We start from the raw sequence: 18,305 nt of genomic DNA on the forward strand, positions 1-18,305 counted from the left end.
CTATACGTCCGGGGCGTGCGCGTCCCTTCTTTCAGGGGCGCGGGGCTGTGTCGATTTGCGGCTCCGCCGCGGGGCGCGACAAGCCCCCACCGGCCCGCAGACGAATCACCGCGCTTACGCCGTAGGCCATGGCACCTGAGGCGATCGATAGAACCCGATCCCCAACGCCTCCCACCGCTCAGCCTGCGCAGCAAGCCGCACCTTGTAGCCCTCCCAGTCATGCGTGGAAGCCGGCGACCACCCCAGCTCGGCCACCCCCGCCAGCCTCGGGAACGCCATGTACTCGATATCGGCGGACTTGGTGATCGTCTCGGTCCACATCGGCGCCTCGACACCCCGGATCGCCGAAGAGGGCACCCCCGGAAGATAGTCACCGGGATCCCAGTCGTACGACCGCTTGACCTCGACCAGACCGGCCCAGTCCAGCCCCAGCGGAGTGTCCGCCGTGTACTTCATGTCGAGGTAGATCCGGTCGGCCGGAGACAGCACGATCCCCGTCCCGTTCTGCGCGGCCTTGGCAACCTGCGCCTTCTCCTCGGCACTCGTACCGTCCAGCCCCCAGTACTGCGCGAGCGCACCCGTCGCCGGGGTCGCCCCGGTCAGCTGATGCCAGCCGACCACCGTCTTGCCGTACTTGGCGACGAGGGGCTGCACCCGGTCCATGAACTTCACATAGTCCTCGTGACTCGTGGAGTGCGCCTCGTCCCCGCCGATGTGCAGGTACTTCCCCGGCGTGAGCGCGGCGAGCTCGCGGATCACGTCGTCCACGAAGTCGTACGTGATGTCCTTGCCGACACACAGCGAGCTGAACCCGACCTCGGTACCGGTGTAGAGCGGCGGAGCCACCCCGTCGCAGTTCAGCTCGGCGTACGAGGCGAGCGCGGCATTCGTATGGCCCGGCATGTCGATCTCGGGGACCACCTCCAGGAAACGGGAGGACGCGTACCGGACGATCTCCTTGTAGTCGGCCTTGGTGTAGTAACCACCGGGGCCGCCGCCGACCTGGGTCGAGCCGCCGTAGGTCGCGAGGCGCGGCCAGGAGTCGATGGCGATGCGCCAGCCCTGGTCGTCGCTGAGGTGCAGATGCAGCTTGTTGATCTTGTACAGGGCGAGCTGGTCGATATAGCGCTTGACCTGGTCGACCGTGAAGAAGTGCCGGGAGACGTCGAGCATCGCGCCGCGCCAGCCGTAGCGCGGGGTGTCCTGGATCGTGCCGCCCGCGACCAGCCAGGGGCCGGGCTGGACGGAGTCCTTCTCGACGGCCGCCGGGAGGAGCTGGCGCAGGGTCTGCACGCCATGGAAGAGGCCGGCGGCCCCCGCGGCGGTGATGGTGACGCCCTTGCGGCCGCTGTCGAGGCGGTAGCCCTCGACTCCGAACGGGCCCTTGGCCAGGCGCAGACGGATGCCGCCGGCACCGTGGGCGGTGACGGGGAGGCGGTAGCCGGTGGAGGGGCGGAGGATGTGCGCGAGGTACTCACCCACGCGGCGCGTCTCGCGGGAGTCGTCAACGCGGATGCGGGTGTCGCGGGTGATCCGGTAGGGGGATCCGCCGGGGTCGACCGAGGCGGGCACGGGGACCACCCGGTCGAGCGGGACGGGCGACGCCGCCTGGGCGGGAGCGGCCCCTGTCGCCGAGGCGCCCATCGCGGCCAGCAGCAGGGAACCGAGAAGGCGGAACGTTCTGTGGTGCTGTCTGACCTGTCTGTCCTGTCTGACCCGGCCGACTCTCACAAGCGTGTCCCTTCCATGAGCCGTTGCGCTCCAAGAGGTCTGGACCACTCTCTCGTGAGACTGGTGGAACAATCCACCCCATGGCGGAAATCATCCAGAAGGACGGCACCTGGGTCTTCGACGGCGACGCCCTGCGGCTGACTCCCGGACGGGACAAGAACGTCAGCCTGTTCCGCAAGACCCTGGGTGAACTGGTCGTCCCCCTGGGGGCGTTGGCGGGGGTCTCCTTCGAGCAGGGCAAGAAGGCCGGGCGGCTGCGCCTTCGTCTGCGCGACGGCGCCGACCCGCTGCTGCACGCCACCGGCGGGCGACTCGCCGAGCCCAACGACCCCTACCAGCTGATCGTCGAGTCCGACCGGTACGGCGTCGCCGAGTACCTCGTGGACGAGGTGCGCGGCGCCCTGCTGCTGGACCAGGTCCCGGCCGACCCGGTCGACGCGTACCTGCTGCCGGGCCCCTCCGTCCCCCTGTCGGTCTCCGCCGGGGACGGCACCGCGACCTTCGACGGTGAACACATCCGCCTGGAGTGGAACTGGAAGACGGAGGACGCCAAGGCCGCCGCCGGCTCCCGCACCCTCACGCTCACCGACGTCGTGGCCGTGGAGTGGCATCCGGCGGCGGGCCTGGAGAACGGCCACCTCCGCTTCACCGTCCGCAACGCGCCCACCAAGGCCCCGCCGAAGTACGACGCCAACTCGGTGGAGCTGTGGGGCTTCAAGAAGGATCCGCTGATGGCCCTGGTCGCGGCGGCGGTCCAGGCCCGCCTTCCGCACCCGGCCAGGGCCACCACCACGGACGTACCCCAGCCGCGACCGGAGCTGCCTTCTCCTCCGGTCGCGTCCGCCGAGGACGAGCACGACGCCCTCCTGCGCCGCCTGCGCGAACTCGGCGAGCTGCACCGCACCGGTGTGCTCACCGACGACGAGTTCACGATGGCCAAGCAGGCGGTGCTCAAGCGGATGTAGCCCGCGTACGGCCCCGTGTGGGCGTACTTCTGCTTGGCTCCTTGCTACTTGGCCCTGCGCGCCACCGTGAAGTGGTCGATCCGCTCACCGGTCTCGGCGATGCCCTGCACCTTCAGGGTCGTGTAGCGGCCCTTCGGAGCGGGCGTGACGTCCACGCGCAGGAACGAGTAGTTGAGGTAGCGCACCCGGGACCAGGCGACGGTCTCGTTCTGCTTGCCGTCCTTGAGGTTGACGAACGAGGCCACGGACTCCTGCTCGTGCTCGTGCCCCTCGTAGGAGTCCGGCGCGGTGAAGGCGTACAGACTGCGGCCCGCCGCACCTGCCGTCACGTACACCACGCCCTCGGTCTCGGGGTACGCCGTGCCGCCGATCGGCAGCTTCTTGGCGACCTCGTTGCCCTTGATGACGTCGGTTCGCTCGTACTGGTGGTTGTGACCGTTGATGACGAGGTCCACCTGGTACTTCTCGAACAGCGGCACCCACTCCTGGCGCACGCCCCCCTCCGAGGCGTGCGCGGTGGAGGTGCAGTACGCGCAGTGGTGGAAGAACACGACGACGAAGTCGATGTCGTGCGCGGCCCGGAACTTCTTGAGCTGCGCCTCGAACCACTTGCTCTGGGTGCCCCCGGAGATGCCGAGGTTGGCGGGGATCTCGTACGACACGTCGTTGGGGTCGAGGGAGATGACCGCGGTGTTGCCGTAGACGAAGGAGTAGACGCCCGGCAGGTTCTTCCTGTCCGGCCCGTTGTCGGGGAGCGTGAAGCGGGCCTCCTCGCCGCCGTAGCCGTTGGGCGAGTACCAGGCCTCCATGTCGTGGTTGCCGTAACTCACCATCCACGGCACCGACTTGGCGACCGACTCGGTCTGGGCGAGGAACTGGTCCCACACGCGCGAGTCGAAGCCGGTGTCGGCGGCCTTGCCCGCGCCGGTCGGGTCGGCGTAGGCGATGTCGCCCGCGTGCAGGTGGAAGGCCGGGTTCTGACCCAGGAGCAGGCTGTCGTTGGCGAGACCGTGGTAGCTGACGCCCTGGTCGCCGAAGGCGGTGAAGGTGAAGGGCGCCTTGTGGGCGGGGGCGGTGGTGAAGGTGCCGAGGGTGCCCAGCAGGTGCGGCTCGGCGGGGTCGAAGCCGGCGTGGCCGACGCCGTAGTAGTAGGTCCGGCCGGGGCGCAGGTGGGTCAGCCTGGCGTGGACGTAGTACTGCGTGTGGTCGGCGCTGGCACCGACGCCGGCCGGGGTGTAGAGGGTGCGGACCTCGGCCTCGATCTTGCGGGAGAGGTCCCAGGGGTGGGCGCCGATCCGGATGAACGGCTTCTTCACGGCGACGGGGACCTGCCACGAGATGGTCATCTCGGTACGCGGGTCGTTGCCGTAGGCGAGGTGGCGGCCGAAGGGAGCGACGAGGGCGCCGTCGACCGTCTCGGTGCGGGGCGCCGCCTGCGTCGGAACGGCGGCGGCCCGGGCGGTGGTGGCGGCCTGGGCGGTGGCGCCCGTTACGAACCCGCCACCCGTGACGGCGCCCAGCGTGACGGCGCCGCCTCTGATCATCGTGCGCCGCGAGAACTTGGCGCGCAGGTACTCATGCTGCTCGGCCATGCTCATGCGCTCGGCCAGCTGCTGGGGTACGCCCATGCGAGGAATGTCCATGGCGTCCGAAACTCGTCCCCTCAGGCAACGGGATGCGGGCCGACGTATGGACGGCTCAGGAACAGGCCCCCATGAGACCCTCAATGTTCTTCCAAGAGGTTCAACAGCCGACTGCCAGCCGATTACCAACCGATCCCCAGACAGCTGCCCGAAACCGGGCAGGATTCTTGCGAATCCGTCGCCGGTACCCCAGGATCTACCGGGTGCACGACGAACTCGTAGATCACCTGACGCGCTCCACGCCCCTCAGCCGGGGCGAGGCGCTTCGCGTGATCCAGGACGTGCTCGCCTACTTCGACGAGACGACCGAGGACTACGTCCGTCGCCGCCACCGCGAACTCCAGGCCCAGGGCCTGGTGAACGCGCAGATCTTCGAACGGATCGAGGCGGACCTCAAATACCGGGCGGTGGCACCGCCGGAGCTCACGCTCAGGCAGCTGCGCCGCATCGTCTACGGCTAGGAATACCTGTATATGTGCGGAATCGTCGGATACATCGGGAAGCGTGACGTGGCGCCCCTGCTCCTGGAGGGCCTTCAGCGCCTGGAGTACCGCGGCTACGACTCGGCGGGCATCGTCATCACGTCCCCGAAGGCGGCGGGCCTGAAGACGGTCAAGGCCAAGGGCCGGGTCCGCGACCTGGAGGCCAAGGTCCCGGCGCGCTTCAAGGGCACGACCGGCATCGCCCACACCCGCTGGGCCACCCACGGCGCCCCGTCCGACGCGAACGCCCACCCGCACCTGGACGCCGAGGGCAAGGTCGCCGTCGTCCACAACGGCATCATCGACAACGCCTCCGACCTGCGCCGCAAGCTGGAGGCGGACGGAGTCGAGTTCCTCTCCGAGACCGACACCGAGGTCCTCGTCCACCTCATCGCCCGCTCGCAGGCGGAGAAGCTCGAGGACAAGGTCCGCGAGACGCTGCGCCTCATCGAGGGCACGTACGGCATCGCCGTGATGCACGCCGACTTCAACGACCGCATCGTCGTCGCCCGCAACGGCTCCCCGGTCGTCCTGGGCATCGGCGAGAAGGAGATGTTCGTAGCCTCGGACATCGCCGCGCTGGTGGCCCACACCCGCCAGATAGTGACCCTCGACGACGGCGAGATGGCCACCCTCAAGGCCGACGACTTCCGCACCTACACCACGGAGGGCACCCGTACGACGGCCGAGCCCACCACGGTCGAGTGGGAAGCGGCGTCCTACGACATGGGCGGCCACGACACCTACATGCACAAGGAGATCCACGAGCAGGCCGAGGCCGTGGACCGAGTCCTGCGCGGCCGTATCGACGACCGTTTCTCCACCGTGCACCTCGGCGGCCTCAACCTGGACGCCCGCGAGGCGCGCCAGATCCGCCGCGTGAAGATCCTCGGCTGCGGCACCTCGTACCACGCCGGCATGATCGGCGCCCAGATGATCGAGGAGCTGGCCCGCATCCCCGCGGACGCCGAGCCGGCCTCCGAGTTCCGCTACCGCAACGCGGTCGTCGACCCCGACACCCTCTACATCGCGGTCTCCCAGTCGGGCGAGACCTACGACGTACTCGCCGCCGTCCAGGAGCTGAAGCGCAAGGGCGCGCGGGTCCTGGGCATCGTCAACGTCGTGGGCTCGGCGATCGCCCGGGAGGCGGACGGCGGCATCTACGTCCACGCGGGCCCCGAGGTCTGCGTCGTCTCGACGAAGTGCTTCACGAACACCACGGTCGCCTTCGGCCTGCTGGCGCTGCACCTGGGGCGCACCCGCGACCTCTCGGTCCGCGACGGCAAGCGGATCATCGAGGGCCTGCGCAAGCTGCCCGCCCAGATCGCCGAGGTCATGGAGCAGGAGGCGGAGATCGAGAAGCTGGCCCAGCAGTACGCCGAGGCCCGCTCGATGCTCTTCATCGGCCGCGTCCGGGGCTACCCGGTCGCCCTTGAGGCCTCCCTCAAGCTCAAGGAGGTCTCCTACATCCACGCCGAGGCCTACCCGGCCTCCGAGCTCAAGCACGGCCCCCTGGCCCTGATCGACCCCGCCCTCCCGACGGTCGCCATCGTCCCCGACGACGACCTCCTGGAGAAGAACCGCGCCGCCATGGAGGAGATCAAGGCCCGCAGCGGCAAGATCCTCGCGGTGGCCCACCAGCCCCAGGAAAAGGCCGACCAGACCATCATCGTCCCCAAGAACGAGGACGAACTCGACCCGATCCTGATGGGCGTCCCCCTCCAACTCCTCGCCTACCACACGGCCTTGGCCCTGGGCAGGGACATCGACAAGCCGAGGAACCTCGCCAAGTCGGTAACGGTGGAGTAGAGGCTCAGGGCTTCCGCCCTTCAGGGGCGCAGCCCTTGTGCTTTCAGGGGCGCGGGGAACTGCGCGACCAGCCCCCACGCCCCCGCACAGGCCGACGGAACAGAGACGGACCCCCACGTGATGCCACCACTCACGGGGGGTCCGTTTTCAACGCCGGGGGCCGCCCAACCCCCAGCCCGCGCAGCTACCCGGTGGCCGTCACACCCCGACCCGCAGCGCGTCGCGGAAGAGCCGTAGGCCAGTGCGCCAGAGCCGCGGTCGCCGCATACCAAGCCACCGCTCCCGCAGCGACGGCGAACCAGCCGCCCACCTTGGCGAGCCCGCCACTGTCGGCGAAGTCGGCGACCGCCATGAGCACCAGCGCGACGAAGAACAGCCCGTACGCCCCCTGCCCGAGCTGATCCCCACCCGCGAGCGTGAGGGACAGCACCACGAGGGCGAACAGCGACAAGAACAAACCGGCCGCGTCGGCGGAGCCCTCCGCCGAGACCGCCCAGGTGAACCAGAGCGCGCCGAGCGTCACGAACGCGGTCCCGTTCGCGGCGTCACGGTCGCGGAGGGCCATCAGCCCCGCGACGAAGAGGGCAATGCCGCCCACGTACTGGGCGATTGATACGGCGTCAGCAGCCGACACGCCGTCGATCACTTCGGTGTACCCCAGCCCGAAGGCCAACAGGGTGATTCCCAGGGCGAGTCGGCCGACCACGGTAGTGATTCCGCTTCCCGCAGAGACGTCGTTGTCCACGGCGGGCTCCCTTCATGCATGTGCAGTTGTGCGGTGAGCGATATATGCCCTTCACAAAGGCACAAACACCTCTACGCGCCAGTAAGTTCACGCATCGCAAGAAGGGGTGGGAGTACGGGCGAGGAAGGCGGCCGACGTCCCGAACGGCTCATCTCACCTGGGACAACAGGGAGTTACGGAATGACGACGACAGGACGCTTGGCCCGCTTGGCGAGCCGCCCGGCGACGGAGCCGAAGATCCGCCCGACGATCCCGTGCGTGGAACCGACGACGATCGCGTCCGCCTCGTACTCCTGTCCGACCTCTTCGAGTTCATGGCAGATGTCACCGCCACGCTCGACGAGGATCCAGGGCACCTCGGCGAGGTACTCCGCGCATGCGAGTTCGAGGCCCAGCACCTCGGTGCGGTGATCCGGCACGTCGACGAAGACCGGCGGCTCACAGCCGGCCCACACCGTGGTGGGCAGCCGGTTGGCGACGTGGACGATGATCAGGCCCGACCCGGAGCGATGAGCCATGCCGATGGCGTACGCCAGGGCGCGCTCACTGGAGGTGGAGCCGTCGAAGCCGACGACAACGCCGTGCTTGAAAGCGGGGTCGCAGGAATGGCGTGGTTGTTCCGCCGCCAGGGGCTCGGCCGCCGTGGGGTCGGCGACGGGCCGCTTGCGGTCCGCGGGTTCGAAGAATTCGTGACCGGCCATGGCTGTCTCGGCGTATTGATCCTTTATGGGTGGGCCCGCGAGCGGAGCTCGCTGACGGATCCAGCAGTATGCGGCGGAGCTGTGTCCGGGAATGGTCTTCCCAACCCCATACCCCAAGGGTACGGCGGCACGCCTCCTTAACCCAGATCCCCGCTCACGGTCGGTGCGGGTTCCAGGGAGCATGCACGAGGGTGCGCCCGTAACGCAATGGTTGCTGCGGTGTACAGGCGGTTTGCACAGGGTTCAACTTCGTCCGCCACCGGACGGCCGCCTACCGGCGCGTACCAGTGACCGACCGCCCGGACCCGCGTTGATCTCCCTGAGTCACCGCCCAGGGAGCCCAGGGAGCACGTACGCATGTCAGGACCCAGCACGCCCTCCGAGGACAGCGCCACCAATGTGGTGCGTTGGTCGGCCTTCAGCTGCGTCCTGGTCCCCGTGGTCCTCCTCTGGTACGGCACCTCGCTCGCCGGCGCCACCGGCACGGCCCTGGGCCTCGCGGCCGTGACGGCCGTGTGCCGCCTGCTGTTGCGCCAGTCGGAACGCGGCGCGGCCCGCATCAAGGCCGGGGAGGCCGGCCCGTCACCCCGGCGTCGCGGCCGCCATCACCGCACCGGAACCGGGGCCCATAGAGGTGGACGTCACACCGGGGGAAATACACCGGTCGGCTGACCGGTTTTCACACCCCGGCACGTTGCTTTTCAGCCAACTTCTGGCGCGCGGGCATCCCCTGCCCAGAACACCCCCCAACCCCCGTTCCACCTGCACGGAAAGGGCCTCAGGGGCCCTGCGCACCCTACGTGGATTGGCCACTGCGACAAGGCGCACTTCCCTGCACGGCCCGTGAGTGCAACGCTTCGTGATCGAATGCTTCACGCCAAGTTGCCAAGTCGACAATCTACCGAGTGTCGAACCGGCCACTTCGGCGTGACGCGACACAGTAGATTCGATCTTGACTGTCTACGGCGGGGGACTCGTGCAGGACCAAGGGGAAACGTGCAGGAGCGACACAACCGAGGAGCCGCGACCACCGAGGGGGGCTTAGCAGTATGAGCCACGACTCCACTGCCGCGCCGGAAGCCGCGGCCCGGAAACTTTCCGGGCGACGCCGCAAGGAGATCGTCGCGGTGCTGCTGTTCAGCGGCGGCCCCATCTTCGAGAGTTCCATACCGCTGTCGGTGTTCGGGATAGACCGCCAGGACGCCGGCGTGCCGCGCTACCGCCTCTTGGTGTGCGGCGGCGAGGAAGGCCCGCTGCGGACCACAGGGGGCCTGGAACTCTCGGCGCCGCATGGCCTGGAGGCGATCTCGCGGGCGGGCACGGTCGTCGTGCCGGCCTGGCGCTCGATCACCTCGCCACCGCCCGAGGACGCGCTCGACGCGCTGCGCCGGGCACACGAGGAAGGCGCCCGCATAGTCGGGCTGTGCACCGGCGCCTTCGTCCTCGCCGCGGCGGGCCTGCTGGACGGCCGTCCCGCGACGACGCACTGGATGTACGCACCGACGCTGGCCAAGCGCTACCCGTCGGTGCACGTGGATCCGCGAGAGCTGTTCGTCGACGACGGCGACGTCCTGACGTCGGCGGGCACCGCGGCCGGAATCGATCTCTGTCTCCACATCGTGCGGACGGACCACGGCAACGAGGCGGCCGGAGCACTGGCCCGCCGGCTGGTGGTCCCGCCGCGCCGATCCGGCGGTCAGGAGCGCTACCTCGATCGGTCTTTACCAGAGGAGATCGGCGCCGACCCGCTCGCGGAGGTCGTCGCCTGGGCGCTGGAGCATCTGCACGAGCAGTTCGACGTCGAGACGCTGGCGGCCCGCGCGTACATGAGCCGCCGCACCTTCGACCGCCGCTTCCGCTCGCTGACGGGCAGCGCCCCGCTGCAGTGGCTGATCACCCAGCGGGTCCTTCAGGCGCAGCGCCTGCTGGAGACGTCGGACTACTCGGTGGACGAGGTGGCCGGACGCTGCGGCTTCCGCTCGCCGGTCGCGCTGCGCGGCCACTTCCGCCGCCAGCTCGGCTCGTCGCCGGCCGCGTACCGGGCGGCGTACCGTGCCCGGCGCCCCCAGGCGGACCGGCCGACGGACGCTGAGCCGCCGACGGGTCCCACCGTCCAGCAGGGCCCACCGCCCGCCCCGTACCCGGAGGGCGGCCCGGTCCCGCTCCAGACCCGCCGCACACCGGCGCCGGTAGGCCCCGGCCCCGCGGACAGCGGGCGCGAGCTGTACGTCGGAGGCCGGGCGACCCTGCCGGGGCAGCGCAGCGGAGCATGACCGCGAAACGCCGGACGGGCGCATCCAGCCCGTCCGGCGTTCGAGGACGAGGCCGTCCAGGCCGAAGCGGGTCCAGGGGGCGGCAGCCCCCTGGTACGCCGCCTGCGACACCGGGCATCCCAAAAGCGGACGTCAGCCGTAGGGTGTTCGCATGAACGATCGCATGGTGTGGATCGACTGCGAGATGACCGGCCTCTCGCTGTCCGACGACGCGCTCATCGAGGTTGCCGCCCTCGTCACCGACTCCGAGCTGAACGTCCTCGGCGAGGGCGTGGACATCGTCATCCGCCCGCCGGACTCGGCGCTGGAGACGATGCCGGAGGTGGTGCGTCAGATGCACACCGCGTCCGGGCTCCTCGACGAACTGGCCGGCGGCACGACGCTGGCGGACGCCGAGGAGCAGGTGCTGGCGTATGTGCGCGAGCACGTGAAGGAACCCGGCAAGGCCCCGCTGTGCGGCAACTCCGTCGGCACGGACCGTGGCTTCCTGCTGCGCGACATGCCGACGCTGGAGGACTACCTCCACTACCGGATCGTCGACGTCTCCTCGATCAAGGAGCTGGCCCGCCGCTGGTACCCGCGGGCCTACTTCAACAGCCCGGAGAAGAACGGCAACCACCGCGCCCTCGCCGACATCCGCGAGTCCATCGCCGAACTCCGCTACTACCGCGAGGCCGTCTTCGTGCCGCAGCCCGGCCCGGACTCGGACACCGCGAAGTCGATCGCCGCGAAGCACGTTCTGCCTGCTCAGTAGGAGTGTGCGGGGGGTACCGGGGGGCGCCGCGGAATCCGTGCGCGAGCACCCCTTCGGACCCTGTACACTTTTTCTCGGCCGGTCGGGGAAACCCAAAGCCGGTCATGGTGGGTGTAGCTCAGCTGGTAGAGCACCTGGTTGTGGTCCAGGATGCCGCGGGTTCGAGTCCCGTCACTCACCCTCGGTCTTCAGCCGGTGACTTCGGAAACGAGGTCACCGGCTGAAGCTTTTTCCCGCCGGGCCATAGGCTGCGCACGATGTCCGAGCCCCGCGTACCCACCGAGCCCGTCCGCACCGCCCGCCTCGACCTCCTGCCGCTGCGCGTCGAACACGCCGAGGAGATGGCCGTCGTCCTGTCCGACCCGGCGCTGCACAGCTTCATCGGCGGCACTCCCCTCTCCCCCGCCGACCTGCGCGCCCGCTACGAGCGCCTCGTCGCCGGATCCCCCGACCCGGCCGTCTCCTGGTGCAACTGGGTGCTGCGGCTGCGCGCGCGGTCCTGCCTCGTGGGCACGGTCCAGGCCACGGTCAGCGCGGAACACGGCGCCGAGATCGCCTGGGTGGTCGGCACTCCGTGGCAGGGGCGCGGCTTCGCGTCCGAGGCGGCGCGGGGGCTCGTCGCCTGGCTGGGACGACGTTCGGTCCGTACGGTCGTCGCGCACATCCACCCCGGCCACCAGGCGTCGGCAGCCGTAGCCACAGCGGCCGGTCTCACCCCGACCGACGAGGAGCGGGACGGGGAGACGCGGTGGCGGCTGACGCGGGCCGCGAACACACCGCCGTCCGTCTCCTGACCGACCGGTCGTCGCCTCACCGCCCGCAAGGAGCCCGCCAACTCCCGCCCACTCCGGATGCGTTGGTCCGACTCCGCCCGACCGGGCGCCGTACGACACACAGCCCGAGCTCTGGCCCCGGGGGGCGCGGGAGGCGCCCAACACCCGCTCAGGACGACGTCCGTACCACCAACTCCGTGGCCAGCACCATCTGCGCCCGCTCCAGGCCCCGCGACATCGCCGGACGGCGGTCCGCGATCTCGGTGAGGAGAAGGTCGATCATCCGGCGGCCCATCTCCTCGATGGGCTGGCGGACGCTGGTGAGGGGCGGGTCCATGTGGCGGGCGATGGCCGAGTCGTCGTAGCCGACGAGGGCGACGTCGTCGGGGATACGGCGGCCCGCCTCGCGCAGGACCTGGCGGGCGCCGGCCGCCGTCACGTCCGACGCCGCGAAGACCGCGTCCAGGTCGGGGCGGCGCGCCAGCAGGGTCTCCATCGCCCGGCGGCCGCCCTCCTCCGTGAAGTCGCCCGGCTCGATCAGCAGCTCGTCCACGTCGAACCCCGCGTCGTGCAGGGCGTCGCGGTAGCCGTCGACGCGGCGCTGGGCGCCGTAGACGTCGAGGCGGCCGGTGATGTGGGCGATCCGCGTGCGGCCTCGGGAGAGCAGGTGCTCGACGGCCGAGCGGCCGCCGCCGTAGTTGTCGGAGTCCACCGAGGTCAGGGTCTCCGCGGCCGATCTCGGGCCGCTGATCACCGCGGGGATCTCCAGCTGCGACAGCAGGTCGGGCAGGGGGTCGTCCGCGTGGACCGAGACCAGCAGGACGCCGTCGACGCGGTGGGCGGCCAGGTACTGGGCCAGGCGGCGCCGTTCCTTGTCGCTGCCCGCGAAGATCAGCAGCAGTTGCATCTCGGTGTCGGCGAGCTCGGCGCCCACACCCTTCAGGATGTCCGAGAAGTACGGTTCCGCGAAGAACCGCGTCTCCGGCTCGGGCACGACCAGCGCGATGGCGTCCGTGCGGTTCGCCGCCAGGGCGCGGGCCGCCGTGTTGGGGACGTAGCCGAGTTCGGCGACCGCCGCCTCCACCGCCGCGCGGGTCGCGTCGCTGACCCGGGGCGAGCCGTTGATCACGCGGGAGACGGTGCCCCGGCCCACGCCGGCTCGGGCCGCCACCTCTTCGAGGGTGGGCCGACCGCCACTACGGCCCCGCACTCCATGGGTTGCCATGGGCTCCGCCTTCCCGCCGATCCGTACGCCGGCCTGGAATCTAACAGTCCCGTCTGGTGCACTGACCCCACCTGGGGCTGCCGCCCCCAGCCCCCCGCCTCGGCCTGAACGGCCTCGTCCCCGATCGCCGGACCGGTTGAGCGGGATCCAGTTAACGTCCCGATAACTGAACGCATCTCTCCGCGCTGATGCCCTTGACACCCCTGCCCGGACCGACGACCCTTCAACACATCACACGTGGGAGCGCTCCCACGGTACCTGACACATACACATCCCGCACGTTCCCCGCCCGAGCCGCAGCGAGAACAACAGACGGGCCCAACAGTGCAGTTGGCCGGGGGGTCGGCACGTCAGGCAACAGGAGGACGCAATGCGCACGAGTACCCGCGGGTCCCGCCGGCTGATGGCCCTCGCGGCCGTGGCCGCGCTGACGACGGGGCTGCTCGCCGGCTGCGCCGAGGACTCGGACGACGGCCCTTCGGGCGAGGGCGGAGGCAACGGCGGCGGAGGCAAGACCACGCTCACCGTGGGCACCTTCGGCACCTTCGGCTACAAGCAGGCCGGCCTCTACGACGAGTACATGAAGCTCCACCCCGACATCAGCATCAAGGAGAACGTCACCACCCGTACCGACGTCTACTGGCCCAAGGTCCTCACCCGCCTCCAGGCCGGCTCCGGTGCCGACGACATCCAGGCCATCGAGGTCATGAACATCACCGAGGCCGTGCAGACGCAGGCCGACAAGTTCGTGGACCTCGGCAAGGAGGTCGACAAGTCCCAGTGGCTGGACTGGAAGAACGCCCAGGCCACCACCAAGGACGGCAAGCTGATCGGACTCGGCACCGACGTCGGCCCGATGGCGATCTGCTACCGCAAGGACCTGTTCCAAAAGGCCGGCCTGGAGACCGACCGCACCAAGCTCGCCGCGCAGTGGAAGGGCGACTGGGGCAAGTACGTCGACCTGGGCAAGGAGTACATGAAGAAGGCGCCGAGCGGCACCAAGTTCGTGGACTCGGCCTCCTCGGTCTACAACGCGGCCCTCGGCGGCGGGACCGAGCGCTACTACAAGGACGACGGCACCGTCGACTGGGACAACTCGCAGGGCGTGAAGAACGCCTGGGACGTCGCCATGGACGTGGCGACCAGCGACATGTCGGCGAAGCTGAAGCAGTTCGACAAGCCGTGGGACCAGGGCTACGCCAACGGCACCTTCGCCACGGTGGCCTGCCCGGCCTGGATGATCGGCTACATCCTGGAGAAGTCCGGTGACTCCGGCAAGGGCAAGTGGGACGTGGCGGCGGCGCCGACCGCGGCCAACTGGGGCGGTTCGTTCATCGGCGTGCCGACGTCGGGCAAGCACCAGAAGGAGGCCATCGCGCTGGCGAAGTGGCTGACCGCGCCGGAGCAGCAGGCGAAGGTCTTCGCCAAGCAGGCCAGCTTCCCGTCGACCCCGTCGGCGTACTCGGCCCTGAAGCCGGCGGCCGCCACCACGGAGTACTTCTCGAACGCGCCGATCACGCAGATCTTCTCCGACTCGGCGAAGACCATCCCGTCCCAGTACTTCGGCATCAAGGACCAGGCGATCAACACCGCGCTGACCGACATCGGCATCCTCCAGGTCGAGCAGAAGGGCAAGTCCCCTGACGAGGGCTGGGACGCCGCGTCCGAGGAGATCAAGGACGTGCTCGGCCAGTGACCAGCTCCAAGCAGGCCCTCGCGCACTCCGCGAGCGCCGACGCCGCGCCCGGTGACCAGCCGGGCGCGGCCGGCCGCGCGCACGGTCGCGGTACGCCGCCTCCGCCGGGGCCGGATTCCTGGCGCCGTCGGCTGTACCGCTGGGACATGAAGGCGTCGCCGTACGCGTTCATCGCCCCCTTCTTCATCGTCTTCGGGGCGTTCTCGCTCGTCCCGCTGCTCTACACGGCCTGGTACTCGCTGCACAACGTCCAGCTGGCCGACCTCGACGGCCAGACCTGGACCGGCCTGGACAACTACCAGAACCTGCTGTCCTCGGACTTCTTCTGGAACGCGCTCGGGAACACCTTCACCATCGGCGTGATCTCCACGGTGCCCCAGCTGCTGATGGCGATCGGCCTGGCGCACCTGCTCAACTACAAGCTGCGCGGCTCGACCGTGTGGCGGGTCGTGATGCTCACCCCGTACGCCACCTCGGTGGCGGCGGCGACGCTGGTGTTCGTGCTGCTGTACTCGTGGGACGGCGGCATGATCAACTGGCTGCTGGAGTTCGTCGGGATCGATCCGGTCAACTGGCGTGAGTCCGACTGGGGTTCGCAGTTCGCGGTGTCGTCGATCGTGATCTGGCGCTGGACCGGCTACAACGCGCTGATCTACCTGGCGGCGATGCAGGCGATCCCGGCCGACCTCTACGAGTCCGCGGCGATCGACGGTGCCAACCGCTGGCAGCAGTTCCTCCATGTGACGATCCCGCAGCTGCGGCCGACGATCCTGTTCACGGTGGTCGTCTCGACGATCGGCGCGACCCAGCTCTTCGGTGAGCCGCTGCTGTTCGGCGGGGTGAGCGGTTCGAAGGGCGGCTCCGGGCACCAGTACCAGACGCTCGGCCTGTACATGTACGACCAGGGCTGGATCATCGGCAACCTCGGCAAGGCCTCCGCGATCGCCTGGTCGATGTTCCTGATCCTGCTGATCGTCGCCGTGATCCAACTGCTGGTGTCCCGACGGCTGAGGAAGTCCCAATGAGCACAAGTGAACTGACGGCTCCTCAGACCTCGAAGGCGCCGAAGGCCCCGAAGCCCCGGCGCGAGCGCCCCCGGGTCATGGGCGCCGGCAAGCAGCTGCACGCCGGCCCGCTCACCTACGTCGTGCTGTCCGTGTTCGCGCTGGTCTCGCTGGCCCCCCTGGTGTGGACGGCGATCGCGGCCTCGCGCACCGACCGGCGGCTCGCGGAGACCCCGCCGCCGCTGTGGTTCGGCGGGAACCTGTTCAAGAACATGGACCGGGCGTGGGAGGAGGCCGGGCTCGGAAAGGCGATGTTCAACACCACGTTCGTGGCGGGCACGATCACCATCAGCACGGTGCTCTTCGCCACGCTCGCCGGTTTCGCCTTCGCCAAGCTGCGGTTCCGGTTCTCCGGTCTGCTGCTGATGCTGACCATCGGCACGATGATGATCCCGCCGCAGCTGGCGGTCGTACCGCTGTATCTGTGGATGGCGGACCTCGGCTGGTCGAACCAGCTCCAGACGGTCATCCTGCCGACGCTGTGCACGGCCTTCGGTACGTTCTTCATGCGCCAGTACCTGCTACAGGCGCTGCCGACCGAGCTGATCGAGGCGGCGCGGGTGGACGGCGCGAGCAGTCTGCGGGTCGTCTGGCACGTGGTCTTCCCGGCGGCCCGGCCCGCGATGGCCGTCCTCGGCCTGCTGACCTTCGTGTTCGCCTGGAACGACTTCCTGTGGCCGATCATCGCCCTGAACCAGGAGAACCCGACCGTGCAGGTCGCCCTCAACTCCCTCGGCACCGGCTACGTCCCCGACCAAGCGGTGATCATGGCGGGCGCCCTGCTGGGCACACTGCCGCTGCTGATCGCCTTCCTGCTGTTCGGCAAGCAGATCGTGGGCGGGATCATGCAGGGGGCGGTCAAGGGCTGAGGCCCGGTCGTACCGTCCCCCGACTCCTCCCCTCCCCTCCTACCCGTCGGTCCCCACGACCCCCTATGGGAGCGCTTCCATGCCTGAACCCATGTCCTCCGTGTCCTTTCCCCCCGCCTTCCTCTGGGGCGCGGCGACCTCCGCCTACCAGATCGAAGGGGCGGTGCGGGAGGACGGCCGCACCCCGTCGATCTGGGACACCTTCAGTCATACGCCGGGCCGGACGGCCGGCGGCGAGCACGGTGACGTCGCCATCGACCACTACCACCGCTACCGCGAGGACGTGGCGCTGATGGCCGAGCTCGGCCTGACCGCGTACCGCTTCTCGGTCTCCTGGTCGCGGGTGCAGCCGACGGGCCGGGGCCCGGCGGTGCAGCGGGGCCTGGACTTCTACCGCCGCCTGGTGGACGAGTTGCTCTCCGCGGGGATCAAGCCGGCCGTCACCCTCTACCACTGGGACCTCCCCCAGGAGCTGGAGGACGCGGGCGGCTGGCCGGAGCGCGACACGGCGTACCGGTTCGCCGAGTACGCGCAGATCGTCGGCGAGGCGCTCGGCGACCGGGTGGAGCAGTGGATGACGATCAACGAGCCCTGGTGCATCGCGTTCCTGGGCTACGGATCCGGAGTGCACGCCCCCGGCCGCACGGAACCGGCGGCCTCACTGCGGGCGGCCCACCACCTGAACCTGGCGCACGGCCTGGGCACTTCGGCCCTGCGCTCGGTGATGCCGGCCCGCAACTCGGTGGCGCTCAGCCTCAACTCCGCCGCGGTACGGCCGTTTTCGCAGGACCCGGCGGACCTGGCGGCGGCCCGGAAGATCGACGACCTGGCCAGCGGAATCTTCCACGGCCCGATCCTGCACGGCGCCTACCCGGAGTCGCTGTACGCGGCGACGGAGCTCCTGACGGACTGGTCCTACGTCCTGGACGGCGACCTGGCCGCGATCAACCAGCCGTTGGACGCCCTGGGGTTGAACTACTACACCCCGACACTGGTGTCGGCGGCGGAGACGGAGATCAGCGGCCCGCGGGCGGACGGCCACGGGGTGAGCGAGCACTCGCCGTGGCCGGTCGCGGACGACGTGACGTTCCACCAGACCCCGGGTGAGCGCACGGAGATGGGCTGGACGATCGACCCGACCGGGCTGCACGAGCTGATCATGCGCTACTCCCGGGAGGCGCCCGGTCTGCCGCTCTACATCACCGAGAACGGCGCGGCCTACGACGACAAGCCGGACCCCGACGGCCGCGTCCACGACCCGGAGCGCATCGCGTATCTGCACGGCCACCTCTCCGCGGTCCGCCGCGCGATCGCCGACGGCGCCGATGTCCGGGGCTACTACCTGTGGTCCCTGATGGACAACTTCGAGTGGGCGTACGGCTACGAGAAGCGGTTCGGGGCGGTGTACGTCGACTACTCGACGCTCGCCCGGACGCCGAAGTCGAGCGCGTACTGGTACGGGAAGGCGGCTCGGACGGGGATGTTGCCGGAGGTGGACGAGGAGCTCTAGGGCGCGAGCCCGGAAGAACGCGAGCCCGGAAGTACGCGTGCCCCGGCCGGATGGGGGAGACCGGC

At 69.7% G+C, this 18,305-nt stretch carries 16 protein-coding genes and 1 tRNA gene; 12 read left to right on the forward strand and 5 right to left on the reverse strand.

Annotated elements, in window-relative coordinates:
• Positions 1–114: 114 nt before the first annotated feature.
• Positions 115–1,644 (reverse strand): beta-N-acetylhexosaminidase, encoded by a 1,530-nt coding sequence (locus tag ADK36_RS33400; protein WP_078916448.1) that lies wholly within the window; start codon positions 1,642–1,644, stop codon positions 115–117.
• Positions 1,645–1,811: 167 nt separating this feature from the next.
• Here ADK36_RS33400 and ADK36_RS33405 point away from each other — a divergent pair, with 167 nt between their 5' ends.
• Positions 1,812–2,696: a DUF4429 domain-containing protein gene (locus ADK36_RS33405; RefSeq protein ID WP_048584027.1), complete on the forward strand. Its 885-nt coding sequence runs from the start codon at positions 1,812–1,814 to the stop codon at positions 2,694–2,696.
• Positions 2,697–2,740: 44 nt separating this feature from the next.
• Here the strand turns inward: ADK36_RS33405 and ADK36_RS33410 are convergent, their stop codons facing one another.
• Positions 2,741–4,324, reverse strand: a complete 1,584-nt coding sequence (locus ADK36_RS33410) for a purple acid phosphatase family protein (protein WP_053200124.1) — start codon at positions 4,322–4,324, stop codon at positions 2,741–2,743.
• Between the two features lie 218 nt (positions 4,325–4,542).
• On the opposite strand from ADK36_RS33410, the gene ADK36_RS33415 reads away from it, so the two are divergent.
• Complete coding sequence (locus tag ADK36_RS33415; protein ID WP_030054194.1) at positions 4,543–4,800, forward strand: hypothetical protein; 258 nt, start codon at positions 4,543–4,545, stop codon at positions 4,798–4,800.
• A gap of 12 nt (positions 4,801–4,812) precedes the next feature.
• On the forward strand, positions 4,813–6,630 hold the full coding sequence (glmS, locus tag ADK36_RS33420; RefSeq protein ID WP_048584029.1) for a glutamine--fructose-6-phosphate transaminase (isomerizing): 1,818 nt from the start codon (positions 4,813–4,815) through the stop codon (positions 6,628–6,630).
• Between the two features lie 184 nt (positions 6,631–6,814).
• On the opposite strand, the gene ADK36_RS33425 is transcribed toward glmS, so the two are convergent.
• On the reverse strand, positions 6,815–7,375 hold the full coding sequence (locus tag ADK36_RS33425; protein WP_048584030.1) for a GPR1/FUN34/YaaH family transporter: 561 nt from the start codon (positions 7,373–7,375) through the stop codon (positions 6,815–6,817).
• A 173-nt stretch (positions 7,376–7,548) separates the two neighbouring features.
• Positions 7,549–8,076: a universal stress protein gene (locus tag ADK36_RS33430; RefSeq protein ID WP_048584031.1), complete on the reverse strand. Its 528-nt coding sequence runs from the start codon at positions 8,074–8,076 to the stop codon at positions 7,549–7,551.
• Positions 8,077–8,433: 357 nt separating this feature from the next.
• Between ADK36_RS33430 and ADK36_RS33435 the strand changes: the two genes are divergently transcribed.
• From ADK36_RS33435 to ADK36_RS33455, 5 genes are all read left to right on the forward strand, one after another.
• Positions 8,434–8,748, forward strand: a complete 315-nt coding sequence (locus ADK36_RS33435) for a hypothetical protein (RefSeq protein WP_048584032.1) — start codon at positions 8,434–8,436, stop codon at positions 8,746–8,748.
• 377 nt (positions 8,749–9,125) lie between these two features.
• A complete protein-coding gene (locus tag ADK36_RS33440; protein WP_048584033.1) occupies positions 9,126–10,349 on the forward strand; it encodes a GlxA family transcriptional regulator in 1,224 nt (407 codons plus the stop codon).
• Between the two features lie 151 nt (positions 10,350–10,500).
• Positions 10,501–11,103 (forward strand): oligoribonuclease, encoded by a 603-nt coding sequence (gene orn / locus ADK36_RS33445; protein WP_048584034.1) that lies wholly within the window; start codon positions 10,501–10,503, stop codon positions 11,101–11,103.
• Positions 11,104–11,210: 107 nt separating this feature from the next.
• Positions 11,211–11,283 (forward strand) — tRNA-His (locus tag ADK36_RS33450).
• Between the two features lie 77 nt (positions 11,284–11,360).
• Positions 11,361–11,897, forward strand: a complete 537-nt coding sequence (locus tag ADK36_RS33455) for a GNAT family N-acetyltransferase (RefSeq protein ID WP_053200126.1) — start codon at positions 11,361–11,363, stop codon at positions 11,895–11,897.
• A 148-nt stretch (positions 11,898–12,045) separates the two neighbouring features.
• On the opposite strand, the gene ADK36_RS33460 is transcribed toward ADK36_RS33455, so the two are convergent.
• Complete coding sequence (locus ADK36_RS33460) at positions 12,046–13,101, reverse strand: LacI family DNA-binding transcriptional regulator (RefSeq protein ID WP_048584036.1); 1,056 nt, start codon at positions 13,099–13,101, stop codon at positions 12,046–12,048.
• A 370-nt stretch (positions 13,102–13,471) separates the two neighbouring features.
• Between ADK36_RS33460 and ADK36_RS33465 the strand changes: the two genes are divergently transcribed.
• The 4 genes from ADK36_RS33465 (at position 13,472) to ADK36_RS33480 (ending at position 18,240) form a co-directional block, all read left to right on the forward strand.
• Entirely contained in the window at positions 13,472–14,797 is a 1,326-nt protein-coding gene (locus tag ADK36_RS33465) for an ABC transporter substrate-binding protein (RefSeq protein WP_048584037.1), read from the forward strand.
• A complete protein-coding gene (locus ADK36_RS33470) occupies positions 14,794–15,822 on the forward strand; it encodes a carbohydrate ABC transporter permease (protein ID WP_048584038.1) in 1,029 nt (342 codons plus the stop codon). The genes ADK36_RS33465 and ADK36_RS33470 overlap by 4 nt, the downstream gene beginning before the upstream one ends.
• Positions 15,819–16,730, forward strand: coding sequence for a carbohydrate ABC transporter permease (locus tag ADK36_RS33475; protein WP_048584039.1), 912 nt, complete (start codon positions 15,819–15,821; stop codon positions 16,728–16,730). The genes ADK36_RS33470 and ADK36_RS33475 overlap by 4 nt, the downstream gene beginning before the upstream one ends.
• Positions 16,731–16,821: 91 nt before the next feature.
• Positions 16,822–18,240, forward strand: a complete 1,419-nt coding sequence (locus tag ADK36_RS33480) for a GH1 family beta-glucosidase (RefSeq protein ID WP_107086935.1) — start codon at positions 16,822–16,824, stop codon at positions 18,238–18,240.
• Positions 18,241–18,305 lie beyond the last annotated feature (65 nt).

The organism is Streptomyces viridochromogenes, from assembly GCF_001270495.1.
Lineage (GTDB): Bacteria > Actinomycetota > Actinomycetes > Streptomycetales > Streptomycetaceae > Streptomyces > Streptomyces viridochromogenes_A.